The sequence below is a fragment of the Ectothiorhodospira marina genome (assembly GCF_900109495.1).
Lineage (GTDB): Bacteria > Pseudomonadota > Gammaproteobacteria > Ectothiorhodospirales > Ectothiorhodospiraceae > Ectothiorhodospira > Ectothiorhodospira marina.
The window spans coordinates 86243-111649 of record NZ_FOAA01000007.1 but is presented as its reverse complement, the minus strand read 5'-3'; the positions used below and the strand labels follow the sequence as shown (position 1 = coordinate 111649).

Annotated in this window: 23 protein-coding genes, 1 other RNA gene and 1 riboswitch; of the genes, 9 read left to right on the top strand and 15 right to left on the bottom strand. The window is 64.6% G+C overall.

Going from position 1 to position 25407, the window contains the following annotated elements; translation table 11 throughout:
• Window positions 1-44: 44 nt before the first annotated feature.
• The 8 genes from gcvH to BMY52_RS07900 form a co-directional block, all read right to left on the bottom strand.
• The gene (gcvH, locus tag BMY52_RS07940) at window positions 45-437 is read right to left on the bottom strand and encodes a glycine cleavage system protein GcvH (RefSeq protein ID WP_090253104.1); all 393 of its coding nucleotides are present in this window, start codon (window positions 435-437) and stop codon (window positions 45-47) included.
• A 104-nt stretch (window positions 438-541) separates the two neighbouring features.
• Window positions 542-1651: a glycine cleavage system aminomethyltransferase GcvT gene (gene gcvT / locus BMY52_RS07935; RefSeq protein WP_090253101.1), complete on the bottom strand. Its 1110-nt coding sequence runs from the start codon at window positions 1649-1651 to the stop codon at window positions 542-544.
• Window positions 1652-1804: 153 nt separating this feature from the next.
• A riboswitch (glycine riboswitch) is annotated at window positions 1805-1892 on the bottom strand.
• A gap of 100 nt (window positions 1893-1992) precedes the next feature.
• Window positions 1993-2595 carry a class I SAM-dependent methyltransferase gene (locus BMY52_RS07930; protein WP_090253097.1) on the bottom strand — a complete coding sequence of 201 codons (603 nt, stop codon included), beginning with the start codon at window positions 2593-2595 and terminating at the stop codon, window positions 1993-1995.
• Window positions 2596-2852: 257 nt separating this feature from the next.
• On the bottom strand, window positions 2853-4052 hold the full coding sequence (locus BMY52_RS07920; RefSeq protein WP_090253092.1) for a UbiH/UbiF/VisC/COQ6 family ubiquinone biosynthesis hydroxylase: 1200 nt from the start codon (window positions 4050-4052) through the stop codon (window positions 2853-2855).
• A gap of 45 nt (window positions 4053-4097) precedes the next feature.
• Window positions 4098-5300, bottom strand: a complete 1203-nt coding sequence (gene ubiH / locus BMY52_RS07915) for a 2-octaprenyl-6-methoxyphenyl hydroxylase (RefSeq protein ID WP_090253089.1) — start codon at window positions 5298-5300, stop codon at window positions 4098-4100.
• The gene (pepP, locus tag BMY52_RS07910; RefSeq protein ID WP_090253086.1) at window positions 5297-6622 is read right to left on the bottom strand and encodes a Xaa-Pro aminopeptidase; all 1326 of its coding nucleotides are present in this window, start codon (window positions 6620-6622) and stop codon (window positions 5297-5299) included. The genes ubiH and pepP overlap by 4 nt, the downstream gene beginning before the upstream one ends.
• Window positions 6623-6637: 15 nt before the next feature.
• Window positions 6638-7186, bottom strand: a complete 549-nt coding sequence (locus BMY52_RS07905; protein WP_090253084.1) for a UPF0149 family protein — start codon at window positions 7184-7186, stop codon at window positions 6638-6640.
• A 104-nt stretch (window positions 7187-7290) separates the two neighbouring features.
• The gene (locus tag BMY52_RS07900; protein WP_245740693.1) at window positions 7291-7593 is read right to left on the bottom strand and encodes a hypothetical protein; all 303 of its coding nucleotides are present in this window, start codon (window positions 7591-7593) and stop codon (window positions 7291-7293) included.
• Window positions 7594-7811: 218 nt separating this feature from the next.
• Here BMY52_RS07900 and BMY52_RS07895 point away from each other — a divergent pair, with 218 nt between their 5' ends.
• From BMY52_RS07895 to BMY52_RS07870, 6 genes are all read left to right on the top strand, one after another.
• Window positions 7812-8045, top strand: a complete 234-nt coding sequence (locus tag BMY52_RS07895) for a TIGR02449 family protein (RefSeq protein WP_090253081.1) — start codon at window positions 7812-7814, stop codon at window positions 8043-8045.
• Entirely contained in the window at window positions 8042-8344 is a 303-nt protein-coding gene (locus BMY52_RS07890; RefSeq protein ID WP_090253079.1) for a cell division protein ZapA, read from the top strand. The genes BMY52_RS07895 and BMY52_RS07890 overlap by 4 nt, the downstream gene beginning before the upstream one ends.
• A gap of 92 nt (window positions 8345-8436) precedes the next feature.
• Window positions 8437-8621, top strand: a non-coding RNA gene (gene ssrS / locus BMY52_RS07885) — 6S RNA.
• 75 nt (window positions 8622-8696) lie between these two features.
• Window positions 8697-9317 (top strand): 5-formyltetrahydrofolate cyclo-ligase, encoded by a 621-nt coding sequence (locus BMY52_RS07880; protein ID WP_090253076.1) that lies wholly within the window; start codon window positions 8697-8699, stop codon window positions 9315-9317.
• 706 nt (window positions 9318-10023) lie between these two features.
• Window positions 10024-10563 carry a transposase gene (locus BMY52_RS07875; protein ID WP_090253074.1) on the top strand — a complete coding sequence of 180 codons (540 nt, stop codon included), beginning with the start codon at window positions 10024-10026 and terminating at the stop codon, window positions 10561-10563.
• Between the two features lie 803 nt (window positions 10564-11366).
• Entirely contained in the window at window positions 11367-11828 is a 462-nt protein-coding gene (locus tag BMY52_RS07870; RefSeq protein WP_090253071.1) for an EVE domain-containing protein, read from the top strand.
• Between the two features lie 12 nt (window positions 11829-11840).
• Here the strand turns inward: BMY52_RS07870 and BMY52_RS07865 are convergent, their stop codons facing one another.
• Both BMY52_RS07865 and BMY52_RS07860 read right to left on the bottom strand, forming a co-directional pair.
• Window positions 11841-12122 carry a BrnA antitoxin family protein gene (locus tag BMY52_RS07865; RefSeq protein WP_090253068.1) on the bottom strand — a complete coding sequence of 94 codons (282 nt, stop codon included), beginning with the start codon at window positions 12120-12122 and terminating at the stop codon, window positions 11841-11843.
• Window positions 12100-12375: a BrnT family toxin gene (locus tag BMY52_RS07860; RefSeq protein WP_090253226.1), complete on the bottom strand. Its 276-nt coding sequence runs from the start codon at window positions 12373-12375 to the stop codon at window positions 12100-12102. The genes BMY52_RS07865 and BMY52_RS07860 overlap by 23 nt, the downstream gene beginning before the upstream one ends.
• A gap of 133 nt (window positions 12376-12508) precedes the next feature.
• Between BMY52_RS07860 and BMY52_RS07855 the strand changes: the two genes are divergently transcribed.
• Entirely contained in the window at window positions 12509-12832 is a 324-nt protein-coding gene (locus BMY52_RS07855) for a hypothetical protein (protein ID WP_090253067.1), read from the top strand.
• Window positions 12833-12952: 120 nt separating this feature from the next.
• Here the strand turns inward: BMY52_RS07855 and ilvA are convergent, their stop codons facing one another.
• Window positions 12953-14467, bottom strand: coding sequence for a threonine ammonia-lyase, biosynthetic (gene ilvA / locus BMY52_RS07850; protein ID WP_090253064.1), 1515 nt, complete (start codon window positions 14465-14467; stop codon window positions 12953-12955).
• A 387-nt stretch (window positions 14468-14854) separates the two neighbouring features.
• On the opposite strand from ilvA, the gene rpiA reads away from it, so the two are divergent.
• Together rpiA and BMY52_RS07840 are read left to right on the top strand one after the other, a co-directional pair.
• Window positions 14855-15514, top strand: a complete 660-nt coding sequence (gene rpiA, locus BMY52_RS07845) for a ribose-5-phosphate isomerase RpiA (protein ID WP_090253061.1) — start codon at window positions 14855-14857, stop codon at window positions 15512-15514.
• A 455-nt stretch (window positions 15515-15969) separates the two neighbouring features.
• Window positions 15970-16146 (top strand): DUF2905 domain-containing protein, encoded by a 177-nt coding sequence (locus BMY52_RS07840; RefSeq protein ID WP_245740705.1) that lies wholly within the window; start codon window positions 15970-15972, stop codon window positions 16144-16146.
• Between the two features lie 147 nt (window positions 16147-16293).
• Here BMY52_RS07840 and BMY52_RS07835 read toward each other — a convergent pair whose 3' ends face one another.
• The 4 genes from BMY52_RS07835 to BMY52_RS07820 form a co-directional block, all read right to left on the bottom strand.
• Window positions 16294-20139 carry a DUF3683 domain-containing protein gene (locus BMY52_RS07835; protein ID WP_090253059.1) on the bottom strand — a complete coding sequence of 1282 codons (3846 nt, stop codon included), beginning with the start codon at window positions 20137-20139 and terminating at the stop codon, window positions 16294-16296.
• A 578-nt stretch (window positions 20140-20717) separates the two neighbouring features.
• Window positions 20718-21839: a porin gene (locus BMY52_RS07830; protein WP_090253056.1), complete on the bottom strand. Its 1122-nt coding sequence runs from the start codon at window positions 21837-21839 to the stop codon at window positions 20718-20720.
• A 225-nt stretch (window positions 21840-22064) separates the two neighbouring features.
• Complete coding sequence (locus BMY52_RS07825; RefSeq protein ID WP_090253054.1) at window positions 22065-23126, bottom strand: porin; 1062 nt, start codon at window positions 23124-23126, stop codon at window positions 22065-22067.
• 204 nt (window positions 23127-23330) lie between these two features.
• Window positions 23331-25406 (bottom strand): YjbH domain-containing protein, encoded by a 2076-nt coding sequence (locus BMY52_RS07820; protein ID WP_218140410.1) that lies wholly within the window; start codon window positions 25404-25406, stop codon window positions 23331-23333.
• Window position 25407 lies beyond the last annotated feature (1 nt).

The following is a 25407-nucleotide window of genomic DNA, read 5'->3' as shown; positions in this document are numbered from 1 at the left end:
TGCTGGCGGCGTGTGTTGAGGCAAGCGGCGGTCAGGGGTTCGCCTCAGCCCTCGGCCTCCAGATGCTGATTGTAGGCGTCGGCGTCCATCAGGGCGTCCAGTTCGCTGGCATCGCCGGGCTTGACGCGGAAGATCCAGCCCTCGCCATAGGCGTCACTGTTCACCAGTTCGGGGCTGTCACCCAGTTGTTCGTTCACGGCCACCACCTCACCGCTCACGGGGGCATACACGTCCGAGGCCGCCTTCACGGACTCCACCACGGCACAGGCAGTCCCGGCATCCAGGGTGGCGCCCTCTTCCGGGGTTTCGACAAAGACCAGATCACCCAGCAGCTCCTGGGCATGGTCGGAGATGCCCACGGTCAGGGTGCCATCGGATTCCTGGCGTACCCATTCATGGGACTTGGCGTATTTCAGTTCAGCAGGGACATGGCTCATGGGATCGTCTCCAAAGGATGAAATCGAGAATCAGCGGATAAGGTGACAAGGGAGGACGGGAGAGGCCGGTCGGCCTCCCCCGTGAATATAAACCGTATGGGGTCTCAGTGGATCTCGACCAGGGCCTGACCGTTGCGCACGAAGGGCGGCTTCACCACCCGGGCCGGTACCTGCTTGCCGCGAATCTCCACCTGAACCTGCTCGCCGGCGCCTGCGGGGATGCGCGCCAGGGCGATGGCTACGCCAAGGGTGGGGGAAAAGCTGCCGCTGGTGGTCTCACCCTGGCCAGCCTCTCCTGCCGACACCGGCATGTGCCCACGCAACACGCCACGGCCCTGGAGCACCAGACCCACCAGGCGCCGTGTGGCCCCCTCGGCCTGCTGCTTTTCCAGCGCGGCACGCCCCATGAAATCCCGGTCGGCAGGCTTCAGGGCCACGGTCCAGTCCAGGCCGGATTCCAGGGGGGTCACCTGCTCATCCATATCGGTGCCGTAGAGGTTCATGCCCGCCTCCAGGCGCAGGGTATCGCGGGCCCCCAGGCCCGTGGGGTGCACGCCGGCAGCCGCCAGGGCATCCCACAGGGCACGGGTCTGGTCCTTGGGCAGCACCACCTCGAAACCATCCTCGCCAGTGTAGCCGGTGCGTGCCACGAACCAGTCCTGCCATTCCGTGGCGCGGAACGGCGACAGGGCCTCCACGTCGGCACGCAGTGCTTCAGGCAACAACGGCAGGCACAGCGCCCGGGCCTGGGGGCCCTGCACGGCGATCATGTCCAGATCGTCCCGCTCCTGCACGGATACCTGGGGGGCACCGGGCATGTCACGGGCCACCTGCTGCATCCATGCCAGATCCTTGTCACGGGTGGCGGCATTCACCACCACACGGTAACCCTGATCACGGCGATAGGTGATCAGGTCGTCCAGCACCCCACCCTGGTCATTGAGCATGCAGCTGTACAGGGCACGACCATTCTCCTTGAGCTTGTCCACATCATTGGCCAGCAGGTAACGCAGATAGTCCCATGCACCGGGGCCGGTGACATCCACCACGGTCATGTGGGACACATCGAACATCCCGGCCTCGCGGCGCACCCCATGGTGCTCTTCCAGCTGGGAACCGTAATGCACCGGCATGGACCAGCCGGCGAAGTCCACCATGCGGGCGCCAGCGGCGACGTGCGCATCATGGAGTGTTGTCTGCTTGAGTGTTGTCATCTTTTCGGCTCCCGGAAAACGAAAAAGGGGCGGCCGACACGTATCGTTGTGTCGACCGCCCCTCTGTCCTGAAACCTGAGAGATTAAACTCGTGCCAAGGCACGGGTTATCCCCTTCGGTGGGCCTGAAAACAGACCACTCTCCAGAGTCGATTATGGCAGCGCGGTCCTTTTGCCTGAGCGTTTCCGGGCGGAAGTTGCGCCTTCGGCGCCCCGTAAGGGGTCTCTCCCGCACTGCCTGGGCACCGTGGCACCCGTATCAATGTGACCACTATAACCCAGCGGCCACGGGTTCGGAAGCACTGATGGTCATATAAAGTTCATGGAAAAGATAGGCTGAGGCTATTCAGGGCGACGAATCAGGGCCCGGGTGACCGCCGCGCGGCCACGGTGTCCCGGGCCCTCGTTCAATTGCACTGCCACCTCGGCCAGCTCCATGAACTCGGCACCGACCAGATCCTCGCGCAGCATCACACTGCTGTAGAGCATGTCGGGATTCCGGGGGCCGCCGCTGTCGTAGTTGATCTGCTCCGGATGAAAGGCCTCCAGCAACAACCAGCCACCAGGCTTGAGCGACTCCAGCATGGACCGATGCACCTGCCGGCGCTGAGCGGGGGGCAGATGCACATAGATGGAGATCACATGATCGAACTCGCCCTTGGGCCACTTCCAGCCCACCAGGTCCGCCCAGACCGTTTCCAGAATCACCCCCTGGTGCTGAGCCAGGGCCTGGGCCTTGGCCAGGGCCTGCTGGGAGAAGTCCACCGAGGTGACCGACAGCCCCCGCGATGCCAGCCAGACCCCGTTGCGCCCCTCTCCATCCCCCACGGCAAGCACCCGTTGCCCAGCTCGATACAGGCCATGATGGGCCAGCAGATAGGCATTGGGGGCCGTCCCATAGACATACTCCGAACCGGAGTAGCGGGTATCCCAGAATTCTTTCATGGCGAGCAACCCCTTAGGCACCCCTGTGGCGGACGAAACATTGTACAGCCTGCCATCAAGAACTCACAGGCAGGCCCAGGCAGTCTGTACCGACCCCCTTCGCGGCCAAGGGCCGCTCCCACAGGTCAGGGGCGCTGCCCCCCAGCCCCGGGGCCTGGAATGCCTTGGCCCTCCTGTGGGAGCCGGCCTGCCGGCGAACCGACGCGACAGCGGCGGCCTGTCTGGCCCCCTTCGCGGCCAAGGGCCGCTCCCACAGGTCAGCGGTGGCCATCCCCCAGGCCCAGGGCATGGCGCATCAGCAGATGCTTGAGCGGGGTCACCTGCTGAGCCAGATTCAGGCCCAGCCCCCGCAGCGCCGCCAGGGGCGGCTGTTCGCTGCCGAACAGATACCGAAAGCCCTCCATGGACCGCATCATGATCAGGTTATCGCCGCGACGGGCCCGCTCATAGCGACGCAATACCCGAAGATCACCGGCATCCCTCACCCCCGGGGCGCAGACCGCGCTGACCAGGGCATGGGCATCCTGAAACCCCAGGTTGGCCCCCTGCCCCGCCAGGGGGTGGATGGTATGGGCCGCATCCCCCACCAGGGCGATCCGCGGGCGCACATAGTGTTCCGCCTGGGAACCGCGCAAGGGGAAGGCCGCCCGCTTCGAGGTCTCCAGCACGTGACCGAGGCGATAATCCAGCCCCTCCGAGAGGGCCTGACAAAAACCGTCATCGTCCAGATCCCGAAGCCCCTCCGCGCGGGCGTCGTCCGCCGACCACACAATGGAGCAGGCCCCATCCCCCAGGGGCAGGAAGGCCAGGGGCCCGGTGGGCAGGAAGCGTTGCCAGGCGGTGTCCTCATGGGGCAGGGCCGTGCGCACGTTGGCCACCAGTGCCTGCTGACCGTAGTGCCGGCTGTTCACGCGAATGCCCGCCAGCTCCCGCAGGCGCGAGCGGGCACCGTCGGCCCCCACCACCAGGTAAGCCTTGAGCCGACGACCGCTGGCCAACGTGACCTCGGCGTGACTGCGCCGCACATCCAGCCCCATGAGGGTATCCGGGGCGATGATCTCCACCATGGGATCCTGCTCCAGCCGGTCCCACAGGGCACGCTGCACGACGCGATTCTCGATGATGTGGCCCAGGTCCGGCTCCGCCAGATCCCGGGCCTCGAAACGGATGCGCCCGGACCCGGCGGCGTCCCAGACCTCCATGGCCTGATAGGGGTGGGCCCGCAGGGCGGTCATGCCCTCCCAGGCCCCCAGGGACTGGAACACCCGCTGCGCCGCCCGGTTGATGGCAGAGACGCGCAGATCCGGGTCGCCATCCGGGTCAAACGGCCCCGGCGGCTGCACCTCCACCAGGGCCACCCGGTGCCCGGACCGGGCCAGTTCGGCCGCCAGGGCAGCGCCGACCATGCCGCCGCCGATGACGATGGTGTGGAACTCCGGGGTCTTCGCGTCGGACATGCGTGTTCTCTCCGTGTTTCAGCCAGGCCGGAACGGCACTGATGACTACAAGCCCATCCCCTTCCTGGCCACCTGCCGTCGCAGGGGCCCGCAACGGTCCAGCAGCATCAGGCCGGCGCCGCGCAGATGGGCCAGGGGCGAAAACGGGGTGGCGAACAGGCGCGCCAGGGCATCGGTGGCGTGGACCACCGCGTCCAGATCCCCCGCGCGACGGGATGCATATTCACCCAGCAAGGCCGGAGAACCCACATCCTCACCATCCGCCCGGGCGCGGGCCAGCAGGTCTGCCAGGGTCCGCACATCCCGCAGCGCCAGGTTGAACCCCTGCCCTGCCACCGGATGGAGGGTGTGCGCGGCATTGCCCACCAGAATCAGCCGGGTGGCCGTGTCCCGTTTCGCCCGAACCAGACTCAGTGGATAGGCCGTACGCTGCCCCACCCTGCGAAAACACCCCAGGCGATGGCCAAAACGCTCCTGCAATCGGGCCAGAAATTCCCCGTCACTCCACGCCAGGGTCTGGGCGATCCGCGCCTGTGGGCGCACCCATACCAGGGAGCAGCGCCGTTCATGGTCCGGCCCGCGACCAAGCGGCAACAGGGCAATGGGCCCCTCATCGGTAAAGCGCTCATAGGCCACACCCTGGTGATCCTGCCCCGGCGTGACATTGGCGATGACGGCCGACTGCTCATAGGGGGACTCGCGCACATCGATCCCGGCCAGGGACCGCAGGCGCGAGCCGGTGCCATCGGCGCCCACCACGAGACGGGCCCGCAGGGACTGCGCCTCCTCGCCGTGACGGACCTTGAGGATCAGGTGATCCTCCCCCTCCTGGTCATCCAGCAGTCGCGCCGGGGTCATCACGCTCACGCCGCTGGCCTCCAGGGCCTGATGCAGCACCGGCCCCAGGTGCCGATTGATGAGCACATAGCCCAGGGCCTCCACGCCATACTCGCGGTGATCCATGCGGGTGGCCCCCAGATAACCGCGCTGGGATACATGGATGCGGCGAATGGGTTCGGCCTGGGGCGCCAGGGCCTCCCAGACCCCCAGGTCCTCAAGGATCCGGCGACTGCCATGGGAGAGGGCCGTCGCCCGATCGTCATAACTGGGCTGCCCGGCGGCTCCGGGTGGGTGCGCCTCGATCACACGGACGGAGCATCCGGCACGGGCCGCCGCCAAGGCCAGGGTGGCACCCACCATGCCGCCACCGATCACCGCCAGATCCACATCCGGTAGCGGGCGTGTCATGGCTGGCTCCCCACCAGGGATTCCAGCTCATCGGGCTCCTTGGGGCAGTCCACCGTGAGCACCTCGTGCCCGTCCTTCGTCACCACCACGTCATCCTCGATGCGAATGCCGATATCCCGGTAGGCCTTGGGCACGCCCTTGAGGGCGCGGCTCAGATACAGCCCCGGCTCGATGGTCATGGCCATGCCGGGTTCCAGCAGCCGCCAGGCATCCCCCAGCTTGTAATCCCCCACGTCGTGAACGTCCATGCCCAGCCAGTGGCCGGTGCGGTGCATGTAGAACTGACGATACACACCCTCCTTGATCAGCTTGGCCGGCTTGCCCTTGAGCAGCCCCAGTTCCACCAGTCCCTTGGTGAGCACCTTGACCGCTGCCATGTGGGGGTCATCCCAGTGATTGCCGGGGACCACCTGGGCAATGGCGGCCTTCTGGGCCTCCAGCACCAGCTCATACACCTCCCGCTGGGCCGGGGAGAAGCGTCCATTGACCGGGAATGTTCGGGTGATATCACTGGCATAGCCCTGAAACTCGCAACCGGCATCGATCAGCAGCAGGTCGCCCTCCTTGAGCTGAGCCTCATTCTCCGTGTAGTGCAGGATGCAGCCATTTTCCCCGCCCCCCACAATGGAGGGATACGCAGGCTCGGTGCCGGCGCGGCGAAAGGCATACAGCAATTCCGCCTCCACCTGGTACTCCCATACCCCCGGCCGACAAGCCCGCATGGCTTGAACATGCGCCTCGCTGGTGATTCTGGCCGCCTGGCGCATGGCCTTGAGTTCGAAGGCGGACTTGAACAGGCGCATGTCGTGGAGCAGGTATTCCAGGGCCACGAATTCGTGGGGCGGCCGGGCCCCGGAACGGACCTGGTCGCGGATGCGGTTCACCCAGCCGATGAGTTTTCTGTCCAGCTCCGGGTCACGCCCGAGGCTGGTGTACACGCGCTCGCGATTTTCCAGCAGACCCGGCAGGATCTCGTCCATGTCCCCGATGGGGAAGGAGTCATCCGCCCCGAAACCCTTCACGGCCCCGTCCTGACCGGCACGCCGGCCATGCCAGGTCTCCAGCACCGGATCTCGCTCGCGGCAGAACAGGATGAACTCCCCCTGCTCCCGACCCGGCACCAGTACCGCCACGGCCCCCGGTTCGGTGAAACCGGTGAGATACCAGAAGTCGCTGTCCTGGCGGTAAGGATATTCCACGTCGCGGTTACGCGCCCGCGCCGGAGCGGCGGGAATCACGGCGATGCCGCCCTCCCCCATGGCACGCATGAGCTGGCGGCGGCGGCGGGCGAATTCCTTTTGCTGGGTCTTGTTCAGAGGCATGGGGCTGGGTTCCGGTTACTGGATCCGCGATGGACCCTTCAAGGGTTGGAGTTCCTCGCTGACCAGCAGCACCCCCATGCGGATGTACTCCTGGATCTCCTGGTAGGCCTCTTCGTTCTCCTCATCTTCCTCCACGTCGAAACCGGTGCCGGCAATCTCGGAGAGGTCCTTGATGAACTCCGCCGAGTCTTGCGGCAGTTTGCCCGGATCGGTCACGCCGGCCACGGCCAACCCATAGAGGAATCCCTGGCACCAGTGGCCCAGGGCCGAGACCCGGCCATCCAGGTCGTCATCATCCCCGGGCAGCAGCAGTTCAAAGCTCAGCAGGGCATCCGAGAGCTGCGTGCGGGTCTCGTCGAACAGCTGGCCCAGCAACTGCCGGGGCTCGCCGGTAGGCATCCCGCCAGGCTGCGCCTCCGGGAACAGTTCACGTATCCAGCCCTCCACCCCGGCACCCAGGTTGGCACTGAGCATACCGCACAGGGTGCCATGCACCTCGGCGGCACCGGCGGTGGCACCGGCAGTCTGCAGGGCATCTTCAACGGCTTGATATTGGGGCAACATGGGGCAATCTCATCACGGGATAGCGATCAGGACAACAATCGGCGGCAAACGGTTCCGGGCCGACCGGTGCCCATGGGGTGGCATCAACCCGGGGGCCGATGGAATCAGAAGGGCTCCAGCCGCGCCTCGTCAGGCAGCAGGATCAGACGATACAGGGCCTCGTCCAGTTGCACATGGGCAAACTGGGGCTCATCCAGGTTGATCACCCCGCTCCCCGCCGCCGACAGGGCGGAGAGACCGAAACGCCGCTCGGCGATCAGTTGCTCCAGCAGCGAAGCCAGCACGTCCCGACGGACCGTACCGGTGGTATCGACGATGCGGCAGGGCTTGCCCGCGGTGGTGACCGACTCGACCACAACGGAACCTTCGGGGGCCGACGCGAAGGCGGAAAGGTCATCCGGGGGCATGTGCGCGGATCCATGAAGGCCTGAGGATCCCACAGTCTAGCAAGCTCGCGCCACGCGAGGCCATGGGCCACCTCACCGCGGATGGCCACACGACAGCCTGGTTCAAGGCCGTCCCCGCCGGTGCGCGGAGGGGATCCTGTCGGGCCCCGTGACGATCACCGTGAAGGGGGTGGTCGGCCCCGTTGACGCCCCCCGGCGGGCAGGCCTATATTGAGCCCATGAACACGATTCACCACAGCGCCGAAGCCCATCAAACCCTGCGCGAGCTGGAAACGCAGGTTGAAGCGCTGGCGCGTGCCTGCGACCGGCTGCGGGATGAAAACCGCATGCTGCGTCACCAAAACGAGCAATTGCTCACGGAACGGTCCATACTGACCGAGCGTGGAGAACAGGCGCGCATCAAGGTGGAATCGATGATCAACCGTCTCAAGTCCATGGAGCAGGCCGTATGACGGAAGCCGTCGCTGAACCGGTCACGGTTCAGATCCTGGGCAAGGAATACCGGGTGGCCTGCCCGGAAGATCAGCGCCATGCCCTGATCACCTCGGCCAGCCTGCTGGATCGCCGCATGCGGGAGATCCGGGACACCGGCAAGGTGGTGGGCGGAGACCGGATCGCCGTGATGGCGGCCCTGAACATCACCCACGAACTGCTCACGCTGAAGGATCAGCAGGCAGAGATGGACAAACGGATTCAGGCCTTGCGTGCCCGGGTTGATTCGGCCCTGGACAAGGAAGGCGAAGAACACTGACAATTCAGTGGGAGCGGCGCTTGGCCGCGAAGATTAAGGTCAGGGACCATGGTATGTTGAAGCCCTGCACCCACAACGATTTTAAGGTTTGGGCACCTCTGCGGTGTTCGTGAGCGGCTGGGTATTATCCTTGAGCCTAATGAACTACCCCGGGAGCCACTCTGCAGTGATGTTGTGCATGTCCGCCACGTAGCGGAAAGCCTTGATTCACTGCGACGGCACCCACTTGAACCGCTGGTTCAAGGTCGAAAGTCGCCACGGCATTCGCGGAGCGTGTCCTCTACAAAGCAAGGCCGGGCCTGTCACGGGTCCGGCCTTTTTCATGGGATCCCCTTTGCACTCAGGCCAGGCCATGAAGACCCTCCGCCAGACACTGCGCGCGCAACGACTCGCCCTGCCCCCGGCGGAGCGCCTCGCCCGTTCACGGCGCATTGCCCGCCATGTGGTGCACCACCCCCTGTTCACCTCGGCCCGGCGCATTGCCGTCTATCTGCCGGATCGCGGCGAAGTGGATCCCGCCCCCCTGATGGCGGCGGCACGCGCTGCCGGCAAACGGCTGTATCTGCCGGTACTGGCACCGATTCACCCCAGGCTGTTGTGGTTCGTGGCCTGGGACGCGGATACCCGCCTGATCCCCAACCGCTTTGGCATCCCTGAACCCCCGGTGAGCAAGCGCCACCGCCTCCCGGTCCGGGCCCTGGACCTGATCATCACGCCCCTGGTGGGGTTCGATGGTGAAGGCACCCGGCTGGGCATGGGCGGCGGCTTCTACGACACCACCTTCGCCCACCGCAATCGCCACGACCACTGGCATCGCCCCCGCCTGCTGGGCCTGGCCTATGACTTCCAGCAGGTGGACGCCCTCCCCCGTCGCCCTTGGGATGTGAACCTGGATGCGGTGGCCACCGAGCGGGGTGTGATCCGTTGGCCTGCCCAAGTCATGTCGCCCACCGCCCTGAGAAACGCCACATAGCAGTCGTTCGAGAACCGACTGCCAAACCCCACCTCGACCACCCAAGGTCTCGGCTTTCTCATCCTGTTTGTCAGGTGACTCTCATCATTGTTTGTCGCTGACCGGCGCCCATACACTGAGCACGGTGACTCCGAAGACACCGCTCGGGTCGTTCACGAACGACCCCTACAGGCGGACGCGGGAAGAATGGCGAAGGTAGCCACCCCACCGTACGGGTCGTTCGAGAACGACCCCAACAGGCAGACGCGGGAACAATGGCGAAGGTAGCCAATCCCCTCGTACGGGTCGTTCGAGAACGACCCCAACAGGCAGACGCGGGAACAATGGCGAAGGTAACCACCCCACCGTACGGGTCGTTCGTGAACGACCCCCACAGGCAGACGCGGGAACAATGGCGAAGGTAACCACCCCACCGTACGGGTCGTTCGAGAACGACCCCCACAGGCAGACGCGGGAACAATGACGAAGGTGGCCACTCCCCTCGTGGGGGTCGTTCGAGAACGACCCCCACAGGCAGACACGGGAACAATGGCGAAGGTAGCCACCCCACCGTACGGGTCGTTCGAGAACGACCCCAACAGGCAGACACGGGAACAATGGCGAAGGTAGCCACCCCACCGTACGGGTCGTTCGTGAACGACCCCCGCCGGGGCCTGCCCCAGCTACACCACGACCGGAACAACAAGACACCCACGGAGGGAATTCAATGACAAGGAAGGCACTACCCCGCAGACGATCTCCTCGCCTGACGCATTACGATTATGCCGGGCCGGGGGCCTATTTTGTGACCTTATGCACCCGGCATCACGCCTGCCTTTTTGGACATATCGAGCAAGGACGGATGTCCTTGAACGCCATCGGCGACATCATCGACACCACCTGGCACTGGTTGGGAGATCACCACGAACATATCGTGCTGGATGAGCAGGTGATCATGCCCAACCATCTCCATGGCATCATCTTCCTGACCGACCAGCAGGCTGCTCGATCACCCATCCCGCACAAGCCCCTCGGGCGACTGATCGGAGCCTTCAAGGCAGTATCCACCCGCCGGGTCAAGGAGCTACCCCATCCACCGGAAAGACTGTGGCATCGGAATTACTGGGACCGTGTCATAAGAAATCAGCAGGAACTGGATACCGTTCGAGAGTACATCCGGAACAATCCACTGAAATGGGAACTGGATCGCCTGAATCCCGAGCATCGCACCTCCGTGCGCTCGCCCCCTGAGCGGCGTATGAGATAATTACTGAGCAATCGCCAGCCCCCGGCAAGCAAGGTCAGCCACATCGCCGATGCAGGCACCGGGGCCAACGCAGCCAACCCCATCGCCCATGCAGGCACCAGGGCGTGCGCAGGCAACCAATCCGTACGGGCCGTTCGCGAACGGCCCCTGCAGGGATTCGTCCAGCCACAATGCCAAAACCGAAAGCCAGTGACACCGGTCACACCGCCCGGGTCGTTCGCGAACGACCCCTACATACACTCCTCAGCACCGGGGCCAACGCAGCCAACGAAACCGCCCATGCAGACACCGGGGCCAACGCAGCCAACCAAACCGCCGATGCAGGCACCGGGGCCAACGCAGCCAGCCCCATCGCCCACGCCGGCACCAGGGCGTGCGCAGGCAACCAATCCGTACGGGCCGTTCGCGAACGGCCCCTGCAGGGATTCGTCCAGCCACAATGCCAAAACCGAAAGCCAGTGACACCGGTCACACCGCCCGGGTCGTTCGCGAACGACCCCTACATACACTCCTCAGCACCGGGGCCAACGCAGCCAACGAAACCGCCCATGCAGACACCGGGGCCAACGCAGCCAACCAAACCGCCGATGCAGGCACTGGGGCCAACGCGGCCAACCCCATCGCCCATGCAGGCACCAGGGCGTGCGCAGGCAACCAATCCGTACGGGCCGTTCGCGAACGACCCCTGCAGGGATTCGTCCAGCCACGATGCCAAAACCGAAAGCCAGTGACACCGGTCACACCGCCCGGGTCGTTCGAGAACGGCCCCTGCATCACCCCTACTACCAACCTGGAGCCACACCATGGCCTACTGGCTGATGAAATCCGAACCCGATGTCTTCGGCATTGACGATCTGGAACGTGTGCGGGTGGAACCCTGGGAGGGCGTACGCAATTACCAGGCGCGCAACATGATGCGCGACGAGATGCAGGAGGGGGATCTGGCCTTCTTCTACCACTCCAACTGCAAGGTGCCCGGCGTGGTGGGGATCATGCGCATCGCCCGGTCCGGCTATCCGGATGAGGCCGCCTGGGACCCGGAGCACAAGTACTACGACCCCAAAAGCCCGGCAGACAATCCCCGCTGGTACCGGGTGGACGTGGCCTTCGAGCAAAAATTCGAGCGGGTGATCCCCCTGGCAGACCTGAAGCAGGCCCCCGAGCTGGCCGACATGCCCCTGGTCCGCCGGGGCAACCGCCTGTCCATCATGCCGGTGTCCGAGGCGGAGTGGGATTTCATCCTGTCGATGTTGGAGGAGGCTTAGAAGCTTTGTGTATCAGGGACGGTTTTTACCTTGGCCGTGCTCCTGAATGTACTGCTTGAGTGCCTGGTCTATACGACTTTGCCAGCCGTGACCTTCGGCCCTGAAATGCTCCACCACCTCTGGTGACAGACGAATGGAGGTTTTCACTTTTGCGGGTCTGCGCTGACGGCCCCGCTGGCCAATGGAGCGCTGCAGGGCTTCCGGTAAAGCCTCTCTCAAAGGGCGCATCCGGCTCACGTCATCATCCGTCAACTCCCGCACCTCACCGTCCTCATCCGTCAATGGCGTTTTCATAGCGCCTCACCTCCCGCGGGTTGGCTTTTCTCAGGCTGATCACGCGAATGCCGCCCTCAACGGGCGTAAAGCACATCACATGCACACGTGTCCCGATCTTGCCGAGACCGATGAAACGCGTTTCGGGGTAGTCGAAGCGCTGGTCTTCACAGAAGACCGCGTTTTCCCAATCGAAATGTTTCACGGCCGTGAACGGCAAACCACGCTCCCTTGCGTTCCGCTCGCTCTTGCGTGGGTCGAAGTCGATCCTCATGAGCTTATTGTATGGACAAGCTTCCAACCGGACCAGTTCAAGCAGCGATTGACCGGCAAATCCCGTGGTTGAATCGCCCCGCGCCCCGTGCCATGTTGAGGGTCAGACAGCATCACACCGGAGCGCCTTGACCATGACCCTGAGCGAACTGCTGACCCACCTGGATGCACATTCTGGCCTGGGGCTGCTGGATGGCTCGCCCCAGGAGACCCTGGACAAGGCCCTGGATGGTGAACACCGGGGGCCCATCGCCGGGGAGATCGTCAAGGCCCTGGGCGGGGCCGGTGAACGGGATGGGCAGACCCCCATCGACCGGGCCCAGGCGGTGAAGGCGCTGGGCCCGCTGCGTCTCAAGTACATGGGAGACGATGCCCCGGTGGAGGGTTTCCGGATGGTGGAGAAGACCATCACCGGGATTGATGACGCCTTCAATGAGGAGGCCTTGAAGGAGAAGTGATCAGAGCCCCTCTCCCCCTCCGGGGAGAGGGGTTGGGGTGAGGGGCAAACCCAGGCACCCTGCCCACCGCCACCCCTCATCCCCAGCCCTTCTCCCCAAGGGGGAGAAGGGTGTCCTTCCTCAACCCAGGAACAACCGGTACACCGGATTCTCCGTCTCCTCCCAGTGCATGTACCCCAGCTCCTTCAGGAAACGCCGGAAGCGGGGCTTGTCCCGTGGGGGGACCTGGATGCCCACCAGCACCCGCCCGTAGGCGGCGCCATGGTTGCGGTAATGGAACAGACTGATGTTCCAGTCCTGCCCCATCTGGGATAAGAACCGCATCAACGCCCCCGGCCGCTCCGGGAACTCGAAACGGTAGACGATCTCGTCCCCCACATGACTGGCATGCCCGCCCACCATGTGGCGCAGATGCACCTTGGCCACCTCGTTGCCACTGAGATCCTCGATGGGATAGCCCTTGGCCCGGAGATCCTCCAGCAAGGCCCGGCCCTCGGGCTCGCCGCCGCTGAGTTGCACCCCCACGAAGATGCAGGCCTCGTCCTGGTCCGCATAGCGGTAGTTGAACTCGGTGATGCCCCGCTTGCCGATGGCCTCGCAAAAGGCCCGGAAACTCCCCGGGCGCTCCGGGATGATGGCGGCAAACAGGGCCTCCCGGTGCTCACCCAGCTCCGCCCGCTCCGTCACATGCCGCAGGCGGTCAAAATTGATGTTGGCGCCACTGAGCACCGCCGCATACCGGCCATCTCGCGCGCCCTCGCGCTCGATGTATTTCTTCAGCCCCGCCACCGACAGGGCGCCGGCGGGCTCGGCCATCACCCGGGTGTCGTCGAAGACATCCTTGGTGGCGGCGCAGATCTCGTCGGTGGTCACCAGGATCACCTCGTCCATGTGCTCCCGGCAGATCCGGTAGTTCTCCTTGCCGGCCTGTCGCACCGCCACCCCGTCGGCGAAGATGCCCACCTGATCCAGGATGATGCGCCGTTTCTTCTCCAGGGCATGATGCATGCAAGGGGCATCTTCGGGCTCCACACCGATCACCTTGATGTCCGGGCGCAGGGCCTTGATGTACACCGCCATCCCCGCCGCCAGGCCGCCGCCGCCCACGGGGATGAACACAGCATCCAGGGGGTCGGGGTGCTGGCGCAGCAGCTCCAGGGCCACCGTGCCCTGGCCCGCGATCACGTCCGGGTCATCGAAGGGGTGGATGAAGGCGTAGCCATGCTTTTCCATCAACTCCTGGGTGAGCTGGTAGGCATCATCGTAGGAATCCCCATGCAGGATGGCCTCGCCGCCCAGCGCCCGCACGGCCTCCACCTTGATGGAAGGTGTGGTCTGGGGCATGACGATCACCGCCTTGATGCCCAGACGTTTCGCCGACAGCGCCACCCCCTGGGCATGGTTGCCGGCCGAGGCGCAGATCACCCCCTTCTCGCGCACCTCCCTGGGGAGGTTGACCATCTTGTGATACGCGCCGCGCAGCTTGAAGGAGAAGACCGGTTGCAGGTCTTCGCGCTTGAGCAGAATCTGGTTACCCAGGCGGCGTGTGAGGGTGGGCATGGGGTCCAGCGGCGTTTCGCGCGCCACATCGTAAACCCGGGCTGTGAGGATCTTCTGAAGGTAGGGGTAGGACATCCCATGAAGATACAGTGGCGGGTTCAAGGGCCGCAAGACAAAAGGGGTCAAACAGGGGCATGGTGACATCCTCGGCCCCAGGCGGGCGCTTCGCGAAGCGCCCCTACAAGGAATCGGGGGCATGGGATGCGCCGTTCGGGCGCTTCGCAGGGAAGGCTTTCTGCGACGCACGCAGGTGACTCAGGAATCCGTACGGGTCGTTCGCGAACGACCCGCGCGGTGTGTCCGACTGCCAAGATCTGTCGGATGGGTACGATGACCCCCTCGGCGCCGGCCGGGCGCTTCGCGAAGCGCCCCTGCGGGATAGTCTCCGTAAGCCGGATACTGGCCTATATTCCCTTCACCTGAGTAGAATGCCCGCATAAAACCAAAGGAGAGGATCCGAGCATGAGCAACGCCGACCAACTCAAGAAGGCCGCCGCCGAAGCGGCCATGCAATACGTGGAAGACGACATGATCGTGGGCGTGGGCACCGGGTCCACCGCCAACCACTTCATCGACCTGCTGGCCGGCATGAAGGCCCGCATCGAGGGCACCGTGGCCTCCTCCGAGGTCAGTGCCGATCGGCTGCGCAAGCATGGCATCCCGGTGATGGACCTGAACAGCGCCGGACAGCTGCCCCTGTACGTGGACGGCGCCGACGAAGCCACCGAGCACCTGCACCTGATCAAGGGCGGCGGTGGCGCCCTCACCCGGGAGAAGATTGTGGCCGCGGCCAGCGAGACCTTCGTCTGCATCGCCGACGAATCCAAGCTGGTGGGCACCCTGGGGGCCTTCCCCCTGCCCGTGGAGGTGATCCCCATGGCCCGCAGCTACGTGGCCCGGGAGATCTTGAAGATGGGCGGACAGCCGGAACTGCGCCAGGGCTTCATCACCGACAATGGCAACCTCATCCTGGACATCCACAACCTGCAGATCGCCAACCCGGTGGAACTGGAGGGCCAGTTGAACCAGATCGCCGGCGTGGTCACCGTGGGGATCTTCGCGCGGCGGCCGGCGGATGTGTTGATCCTGAGCGGGAAGGATGGGGTGCGGACGCTGAGGTAAGGCCGGGGTATGGGGAAGGCTTTCTGCGACCCACGCAGGTGACTCAGGAATCCGTACGGGTCGTTCGCGAACGACCCGCGCGGTGTGTCCGACTGCCAAGATTTGTCGGATGGATACGATGACATCCTCGGCACCGGCCGGGCGCTTCGCAGGGAAGGCTTCCTGCGACGCACGCAAGTGACTCAGGAATCCGTACGGGTCGTTCGCGAACGACCCGCGCGGTGTGTCCGACTGCCAAGATCTGTCGGATGGGTACGATGACATCCTCGGCGCCGGCCGGGCGCTTCGCGAAGCGCCCCTACGAGGAACCAGGGGCATGGGATGCGCCGTTCGGGCGCTTCGCAGGGAAGGCTTCCTGCGACACACGCAGGTGACTCAGGAATCCGTACGGGTCGTTCGCGAACGACCCGCGCGGTGTGTCCGACTGCCAAGATCTGTCGGATGGGTACGATGACATCCTCGGCGCCGGCCGGGCGCTTCGCGAAGCGCCCCTACGAGGAAACCAGGGGCTCGGGCGGCTGCCCGGGGACATCATCATCCAGCGGGAGAATTTCAGCTTCTACTTCCCCGTGACCACGGCCATCATCGTCAGCCTGCTGCTGTCGGTGGTGCTGTGGTTCTTCAACCGTTAGGCATCCAGACCCTCCCAAGAGGCCAGCCCATGGCCCAAGCCGGGACCGTGACACGGTGCTGTGCCGGCCCCGGCCCGACCCAGAAGCACACCGGGATGGGGCGGCAGGATTGCGCGAGTGGTTCGCCACCACCCGCTTCCCTGGGGATTAAAGCAGCACCTTCTCGATGCCGCCACTGCGCGCCTTCTGGATGAACTCCTGCTGCCACTGTTGCCCCAGCAGGGTGTTGGCCATCTCCACCACGATGTAATCCGTCTCCGTCCCCGTATCCTCACGATAACGGGACAGACCCTGCTGACAGGCAGGACAGGCGGTGAGCATCTTCACGTTGCCGCCCACGGCCACCGGGTCACCGCTGAGCTGGGTGACGCCCTTGTGGATCTCCTCCTCCTTGCGGAAGCGCACCTGGGTGGCCACGTCCGGGCGGCTCACCGCGAAGGTGCCGGCCTCGCCGCAGCAGCGGTCCGACAGGGTCACGGGCTGGCCCAGCAGCTTGCCGGCCACCTCGGTGGGGGCATAGGTCTTCATGGGGCTGTGGCAGGGGTCGTGGTACAGGTACTGCACCCCTTCCACACCCTCCAGCTTCACGCCTTTCTCCATCAGGTACTCGTGGATGTCCAGCAGGCGGCAGCCGGGGAAGATGCGCTCGAACTCGTATTTGAGCAGCTGATCCATACAGGTGCCGCAGGAGACCACCACCGTCTTGATGTCCAGGTAGTTCAGGGTGTTGGCCACCCGGTGGAACAGCACCCGGTTCTCGGTGGTGATGGCACGCCCTCGGGCCGTGTCGCCATTGGCCTCCTGGGGATAGCCGCAGCACAGGTACCCCGGGGGCAGCACGGTCTGGGCACCGGTGCGGTAGAGCATGGCCAGGGTGGCCAGGCCCACCTGACTGAACAGGCGCTCGGAGCCGCAGCCGGGGAAATAGAACACCGCCTCGCCGTTCTCCTCCACCTGGGTGGGATCGCGGACGATGGCCACCTGGCTCGGGTCCTCCAGCCCCAGCATGGCCCGGGTGGTCTGCTTGGGCAGACCGGTGGGCAGGGGGTGTCTCACCATGTGGATGACCTGCTCCTGGATGGGTGCCGGACCGGTGGTGGCCGATGGACGCTTGCCGCCATTGAGCAGCCCGAGGCGACGAAACACCTGATGCCCCAGGTGCTGACCGGCAAAGCCCCATTGGGCCAGGGCCTTGCGCATGACCTTCACGGTGGACGGGTCCTTGATGTTCAGGAAGGCCATGGAGATCCGTGCCGCCAGACTGGTCTTGCGCTGACCGCGATCCTTGAGGATGGCACGCATCCGCGATGTAACCTGGCCAAAATCGATGTCCACCGGGCACGGCGTGAGACACTTGTGGCAGACGGTGCAATGGTCCGCCACATCGTTGAGCTCATCGAAATGCCGGAAGGACAGGCCGCGACGGGTCTGCTCCTCGTACAGGAAGGCCTCGATGATCAAGCCCGTGGCCAGGATCTTGTTACGCGGTGAATACAGCAGATTGGCCCGGGGCACATGGGTGTTGCACACGGGCTTGCACTTGCCGCAGCGCAGGCAGTCCTTGATGTCGTCGTTGAGGTCGCCCAGCTCGCTCTGCTCCAGGATCAGCGCCTCCTCCTGTACCAGTCGCAGCGACGGGGTATAGGCGGTGGTCAGGCCGGAACCGGCGCGCAGCTTGCCCCGGTTGAAGCGGTCGTCCGGGTCCACCCGACGCTTGTACTCGGCAAAGGCCTCCACATCCTCGGGCTCCAGGTACTGCATCTTGGTAAGGCCGATGCCGTGCTCGCCGGAGATGACGCCGCCCAGTTTGCGGGCCAGATCCATCACCTGATCCACGATGCGCTCGGCCTCGTGCATCATGGCGTAGTCGTTGGAGTTCACCGGGATATTGGTGTGCACGTTGCCGTCGCCGGCGTGCATGTGCAGGGCCACGAACAGGCGACTGGTGAGCACCCGGTCATGGATCTGCTGGATGTTCTGGCGCACCGGATCCAGGTCGCGACCATCGAAGATCTCGTACAGCGGATCCTCGATCTCACGCCGGTAGGAGATCACCAGGCTGCGCCGCAGGATCAGCTGGATCAGCCGATCCCCGGGACGCAGGTCTGCCCGGGCCTTGTCATCCAGCAGGGCGTCGTGTTCCCGTGCATCGGATTCCAGGTTGTCCCGGATCGCCCGCCAGCGGTCGCGCACCGCGGTCACCTGATCCTCAGCAGCGCGACGGCGCTTCTCGAACCAGGCGCGGGCCTCGTCGTTGTCCAGCCCCAGCTTGTCCACCAGGGCCTTGTGGTCCTTGGCCAGGCAGGCCAGGATCTCCTCGGCCATGCGCAGCTTGTTGGCCATGGACTGCTGGATGTTGATGCGTTCGATGCCCTCGCTGTACTCGCCCAGGCCATCCAGGGGGATGACCACGTCCTCGTTGATCTTGAAGGCGTTGGTGTGGGCGGCGATGGCCGCAGTGCGGGAGCGGTCGGCCCAGAAGCGCAGGCGGGCTTCCGGACTGATGGCAATGAAACCATCCCCGTTACGGGCATTGGCCAGGCGCACCATATGGGAGGCGGCCTCGGCCACGGCCTTCTCGTCCTCGGAGGCCAGGTCGGCCACCAGCAGCATCTTGGGGCGTTCGCGGCGCGCGCCCTTGGGGGTGTAGCGCACGGCGCGCACATAGCGTTCGTCCAGGTGCTCAAGGCCCGCCAGCTGGACCTTGGGGTTGGCCTCCAGGGCATCCTTGATCTCGACAATGGCGGGCACCGCCTCGTGCAGATCGGTGCCATAGAACTCCAGGCACACGGTGCGCATGTGGGATGCCATCTGATGCACCACGAACACCGCCGAGGTGATCAGGCCGTCGCAGCCTTCCTTCTGCACCCCGGGCAGGTTCTGCAGGCGCTTATCGGTGACATCTTTGCCCAACCCTTCCTTGCGGCAGGCCTGGCCGGGGAAGGACAGGATCTCGGGTTCACCGTCCAGGGTGCGTCCATCGGCCTGGTAGCGGCTGATGCGGAAGGTCACCTCTGTCTGGTCGTGGATCTTGCCCAGGTTGTGGTTGAGGCGTTCCACCTCCACCCAGCGGGCATCGGGGGTGACCATGCGCCAGGAGACCAGGTTGTCCAGGGCCGTTCCCCAGAGCACGGCCTTCTTGCCGCCGGCGTTCATGGCAATGTTGCCACCGATGGTGGAGGCATCCTGGGAGGTGGGGTCCACAGCGAACACATGGCCGCCGCGGGACGCGGATTCCGCCACCCGGCGGGTGACCACACCGGCCTCGGCACGCACCGTGGCCACGGGCTCATCCAGCCCGGGCAGGCGCTTGAATTCCACCTCACCCACGGCATCCAGCTTTTCGGTGTTGATCACCGCCGCATCGTCGGTGAGGGGCACGGCGCCGCCGGTATAGCCGGTGCCGCCCCCACGGGGGATCACGGTCAGCCCCAGCTCCAGGCAGGCCGCCACAAGCGCGGCCATCTCCTCCTCGGAATCGGGATTCACCACCACAAAGGGCAGCTCCACACGCCAGTCGGTGGCATCGGTCACATGGGACACCCGGGCCAGGCCATCGAACTGGATGTTGTCCTTGCGGGTGTGCTTCATCAAACGCCGGCGCACCCGGGCGCGCAGTTCGCGCTGCGCCGGGAACCAGGCCTCGAACCGGCGCACGGCCTTGCGGGCCTCTTCGGCCAGGGCAAGGGCGCGCTCGTTGCCCTGGGCCCGGGCGATGATCTGATCCACCCGATGATCCATGGCGCCCACCAGGTTGGCCAGGCGCTTGCGGTCGGCCATCAGGTCGTCCTGGATATAGGGGTTGCGGGTGACCACCCACATGTCCCCCAGGACTTCAAACAGCATGCGGGCGGAGACGCCGGTGCGCCTTTCACCGCGCAATTCATTGAGCACATCCCACATGGGCTGCCCGAGAAAACGAAGGACGATCTCGCGATCGGAATAGGATGTGTAGTTGTAGGGAATCTCGCGAATGCGGGTGGTTGAGGTCATGGATGCGGGGAGGGGATTGCGGAGAGAACTGAGCAGAGTAGCAGGGAGGCGCCGGGGGTGACAAGCTGGGGCCGGCGTTGGCCCGGGCTATCTCAGCAACCGCAAGCCATGTACGGGTCGTTGCCTCGTACGGGTCGTTGCCACATACGGGTCGTTCGCGAACGACCCCCGGCGGGGTGGCTCATGTGGGTGGCCTGACGGGTGGGGTTGGGTGGCATCGTTGGCGGCGGCCGGGCGCTTCTCGAAGCGCCCCTACGGGGAATGGGGGGGATGGGGGGATTGCTACAACCCCGAGCCACGTACGGGTCGTTCGCGAACGACCCCCGGCGGGGTGGCTCATGTGGGTGGCCTGACGGGTGGGGTTGGGTGGCATCGTTGGCAGCGGCCGGGCGCTTCTCGAAGCGCCCCTACGGGGAATGGGGGGGGGGATGGGGGGAATGGGGGATTAGTTAGGAGAGAGAGCCACGGGGACAGCAAAAAAAAGAGCGCGACAGGGGGGAACCCTGCCGCGCTCTGAGTGCTTCTTGCACCCCGCCGGCAAGCGGCGGGTGTGCGGGTCGGCTGTTGGGACCGACTTCTTAGAAGTTGTGGGTCACGCCGACCTGGAAGCCGGAGACGTCTTCGCCAACCGTACCTTCAGGCAAGCCCACGCCCTTGCCCTTACCGGAACCCACGAAGCCGTAGTCAGCGGCGTCATCGTTACGGACCGTGGCATAAGTGGCATACATACCGGTGCGGCGGCTGAAGTCATAGCCGGCACCCAGGGCGAACATCTGCGCGGCGGTGTCATCCGCATCGTTGTCACCGGCGGCGGTGTAGGAACCCATCAGGTAGGCCTGGCCCAACTGGTATTTGGCACCCAGATGGAAGGCATCCCGATCGCCGAAGGTGCTCGTACCGGAGTCGATGTTTTCGTACATGGCGGCCAGGGTGAGATCCTGGATCTTGTAAGTGCCGCCCACCTTCCAGGCCTCGGCGTCTTCAATGGTCCCACCATTGGCTGGATCAAACGAAGCCCGATTGAGGCGCTCGTAGGCCACTGCCACATACATCGGGCCTTCGCTAAACGTTGCAGCCACGGAGCCAGCGCTCTGATCGTTGGCATCGACGTCACTCTGAGCGATGCCGTCAAAGGTACGGTTCGTGGCTGAGGGGCGGTCATCACCACGGTCCGTGGTGTAGGAGGCCATCACCTTCATGCCATTGAAGTCGGGGCTCATGAATACCACGGTATTGTCCAGACGACGATAGAATGTGGGATCAATCGGCCCTGCGGTCCCGCCCATACGGCTGGTCACATGGTTGATGTCACCCAGGGTGTCGGCGAAGAAATTCAGGGGCAGCGTGGCCATCTTGTAGGGGGTGTCGTGCTTACCCAGGCGCAGCTCACCGAAATCACCGGCCAGACCCAGGAAGGTGTTGCGAGCGGTCAGGTCAGAATTGCCGAAGGTCTGGTTGTCGCTGTACAGGCCAGCCTCGATCTGGAAGACACCGCGCAGACCGGCGATGCCCAGATCTTCCGAGCCACGCACACCCAGGCGGGAGGAGTTGGAGGCCAGCTGGCCGGAGGAATCCTCACCGTTGTCCACGGCGTCCAGGGACACATTCATGCGACCGTAGAGGGTGGTGGCGTCCGCGATGGCGGCGGCGGGCATGGCCACGGCGCCGGCAACGGCCAATGCAATAACGGATCTTTTCATATCAATCTCCTTGATGGTGGGCAGTCGGAAACTCTGTGAATGGGTGATTCAGTGACAGTGTCGAGCCTGAACCCCTGAGGCTAGCCCATCCCCCAGGATCCATGCCATTTCCCGACGTGCCACCCAACAAAAAGAGCGCCAGACACACTGGCCTCGGCGCTCTCAGGCTAGATGGGCTGCCACGCAGGGTGACAGCCCATCCATCAGTGCTTTGTGACCGACTTCTTAGAAGTTGTGGGTCACGCCGACCTGGAAGCCGGAGACGTCTTCGGTGGTGCCGTCAGTGGCAATTGCAGGGCTAACAGGCTTGCCCTTGCCGCCACCGAAGCCATAACCGGCATTGTCATCATTGCTCACCTGGGCGTAGGTGGCATACATGCCGGTGCGCTTGGTGAAGTCATAGCCAGCACCCAGGGCCCACATGTTGGCGCCTGTATCATCTTCGTCACTGTCATTAGCCGCAGTATAAGAACCCATCAGATAGGCCTGACCCAGCTGGTACTTGGCACCCAGGTGAAAGAGATCACGATCACCGTACATCTCGGTATCGGAATCGATATTCTCATACATGGCCGCCAGGGTCAGATCCTGAATCCCGTAGGTACCACCCACCTTCCAGGCGGTCGGCTCAGCCTCACCATCCATGTCGTTCCGCTGTTCAAAGGCCACCGTCACGAACATCGGACCCTGCTCGAAGGTGCCTGCCAGGGACATGCTGTCGCGGTCGTTTGCATCCTCAGAGGGGCGATCGTTTTCACGGTCGGTGGTGTAATGGGCCATGACTTGCAGGCCATCAAACTTGGGGCTCATGTAGACGATGGAGTTGTCCTGACGGGTGTAGAAGTTGTCGTCCACGTCTCCAGCACTGAACTGCCCAGCCATGCCATACATGTCGCCCAGCGTATCCGCAAAGAAGTTCAGGCGCAGGGTGGACATCTTGTAGGCGGTGTCATGCTTGCCCAGGCGCAGTTCACCGAAGCCACCGGCCAGGCCCAGGAAGGTGTTGCGGCCGGTCAGGTTGCTACCATCAAATGCTTTATCCTCATTCGCAGCGTTCAGCGCAGCCTCAATCTGATACACCCCCTTCAGACCCGCAAAGCCCAGGTCTTCCGAACCGCGCACGCCCAGGCGGGAGGAGTTGGAGGCCAACTGACCGGAGGAATCTTCACCGTTGTCCACGGCGTCCAGGGACACGTTCATGCGGCCATACAGGGCGGTGTCGGCGGCAGCAACGGCGGGCACGCCCACGGCGGCGGCGACTGCGAATGCAAGTACGGTTTTTTTCATAGTAATGAATCCTCTGCAGGGAGTTCTTATGTGTTTGTCTGAACTTGTCAGTCACACACAACAGTGCAGGAGCCGTGCCAACCGCTAAGTGACTGATTTACACGTTGCAAATTCACCACTCCATGACACAGAAACTGACAAAGACATGACACTGTCATGTCTTTGCGGGGCGTGTGGTAAGAATGTAACACCTCACAGGCGGGCCTAGCGGCGCTCCTGCGTCACGTCGAAGAGGGTCTCCTGACGCTGCAGCATGGCACCGCCATCCCGGGTGAGGGGACGCCAGGCGATGTTGGCGCGGTCCCGACTGGAGCGGGTGAAGAAGCTGTCGAAGGGGAAGGACAGGTAAATCCCCTTGTCGAAACTGCCCTCACCAAAGTCATCCCGGGCCTCCGTCTCGGTGGCCCAGGCCCCCATGCGCACACCGGAGGCAAACTCCCGGGACAGGTCCACGGTCACCCCCCAGTCCTCGGCCAGGTAGCGTCCGGCACTCACCCGGGCATGGATGTCCTGAAGGCCCGTGTCCCAGTAGGCGGTGAGATGCCCGGTCCAGGCCTCGTAGTCCCGCAGTTGGAAGTCTCGTGCAAAACCACGTTGGCGCACCCGGTTCACATCCAGGCCCACGGCCAGCGGGCTGCCCAGGGGGCGGTAAAGGATTTCCCCCCCCACCCCGGCATACATGCTCTCCAGCAGACCGCCGTAGCCCATCACGTACCAGTCCTGCCCCAGGCGACCGGTCTGGTTGAGTTGCAGCACACCGATGGCGGTGCGGCTTTCCGAGAGATAATCACCGATGTAGGTTCGCACCCGGGGCAGGTCGGAATCGGCAATGTACTCGTACTTATCCAGGTTATCGGCCAGGGTCAGGCCCAGCGCACCGGTCACCCAGGTGGAAGGACGGAACTGGTACTCCATATCCAGGCTGAGAAAGACCTGATAGAGATAGCCATCCGGGCCACCGAAATTCTGCTCGATGCCGGGGCGCAGGGCACTGGAGAACCCGCCGCGCCCACTGCGGTGCAGGCGCTCGCCGGATACGGCCGGCGGCGGGTCAACGACCTGGCGGTCCTCAAGATACGGCGCCTCTTCGTACACGGAGCGGGCGGCTGCCACGAACAGGGCGCGATCGTGACGGGTTTCCCGCACTGCCACGCCCCGCTCCTGCCAGCGGTAGGTGAAGGTATCAATCCCTGCCGGGAGATGATGATGCAGCAGGCGGTTGGCCCGCGCCTCACTCTCGCGCAGATCCCTGAAACGCTGGGGCCGGGCCGTGACGATGATCTCGTCCCCATCACGATGGATGTCCTGCACCACGAGCCCCGCATTGTCGTTCAGGGCACCCACCAGGGGCTGCCACTGTGCAGGGATCTCGGCGGCAGGCTGTCCCACGTCGGCCGGAGGCGGATCCTCCTTCACCTGAGTGAGTTCGGCCAGGTTGGCCCCCAGGGAGAGCCCCACCATGCCGGTATTGCCCCGCTGCCAGCCCACCGTGAGCGCCATATGATCATTCAGGCGCCAGCGGGCGCCCAGGTTGAAGCGGGAATCCTGATCCTGCTGATTCTCCTGGGGTTCGCTCTGGTAATCGTTGCCCTCGTATTCCACCATGAGTTGCAGGGGCTCAAGGGGTGTCTGGTACTCCACGCCCCCGAACACGGCGGCCGGGCCACGAAACATGGCCGACAAGGCGGGCTCGCCACCATCGCTGCCGCCCGCGCGCCCCGGGCGGTCCTCGTAGCGCTCACCGAACACCCGGGCGGGGCTGCCCAGGTCGTCCTGCCCCCCCAGGTACCCCCAGCCCACCCCCAGGGAAAAGTCGAAGTCATTCCAGCGCTTGCTGGCCACCAGGTATTCAGCGCCAAACAGGGTGGTACCGCCCAGATCGCGGAACCCCACGGCCACCTGAGGTCGGTAGCGATTCTCCTGCAGCAGACGCAGCTTGAGGTCGCCACTCTTGTCGATCAGATCCCGGTCCTCGGCAACGGTGCCGTAGGGGCGATTCTCCACCTGGGTATAACTCAGCCCCAACTCCACCCAATCCAGGGGCTGCAGGAAGAGGTTGTAACGGCGGTAGGGTTCAGTGCGGCTGATGCTGAAATCCAGTCGGCCGACCTCCATCATGCGGGCGGTGGGTGTCTGCATCAGGCCCACGCCCCCAAAATCGCTCTGCCCCTCACCGGTGCCTGCCCGTACCTGATGCGGTGCCACGGCCAGCGCGACCAGCGCCGCCAGCAGCAGTGGGACGGGCGGACACGCGCCCATGCGCTTTGAATCATCGATCATG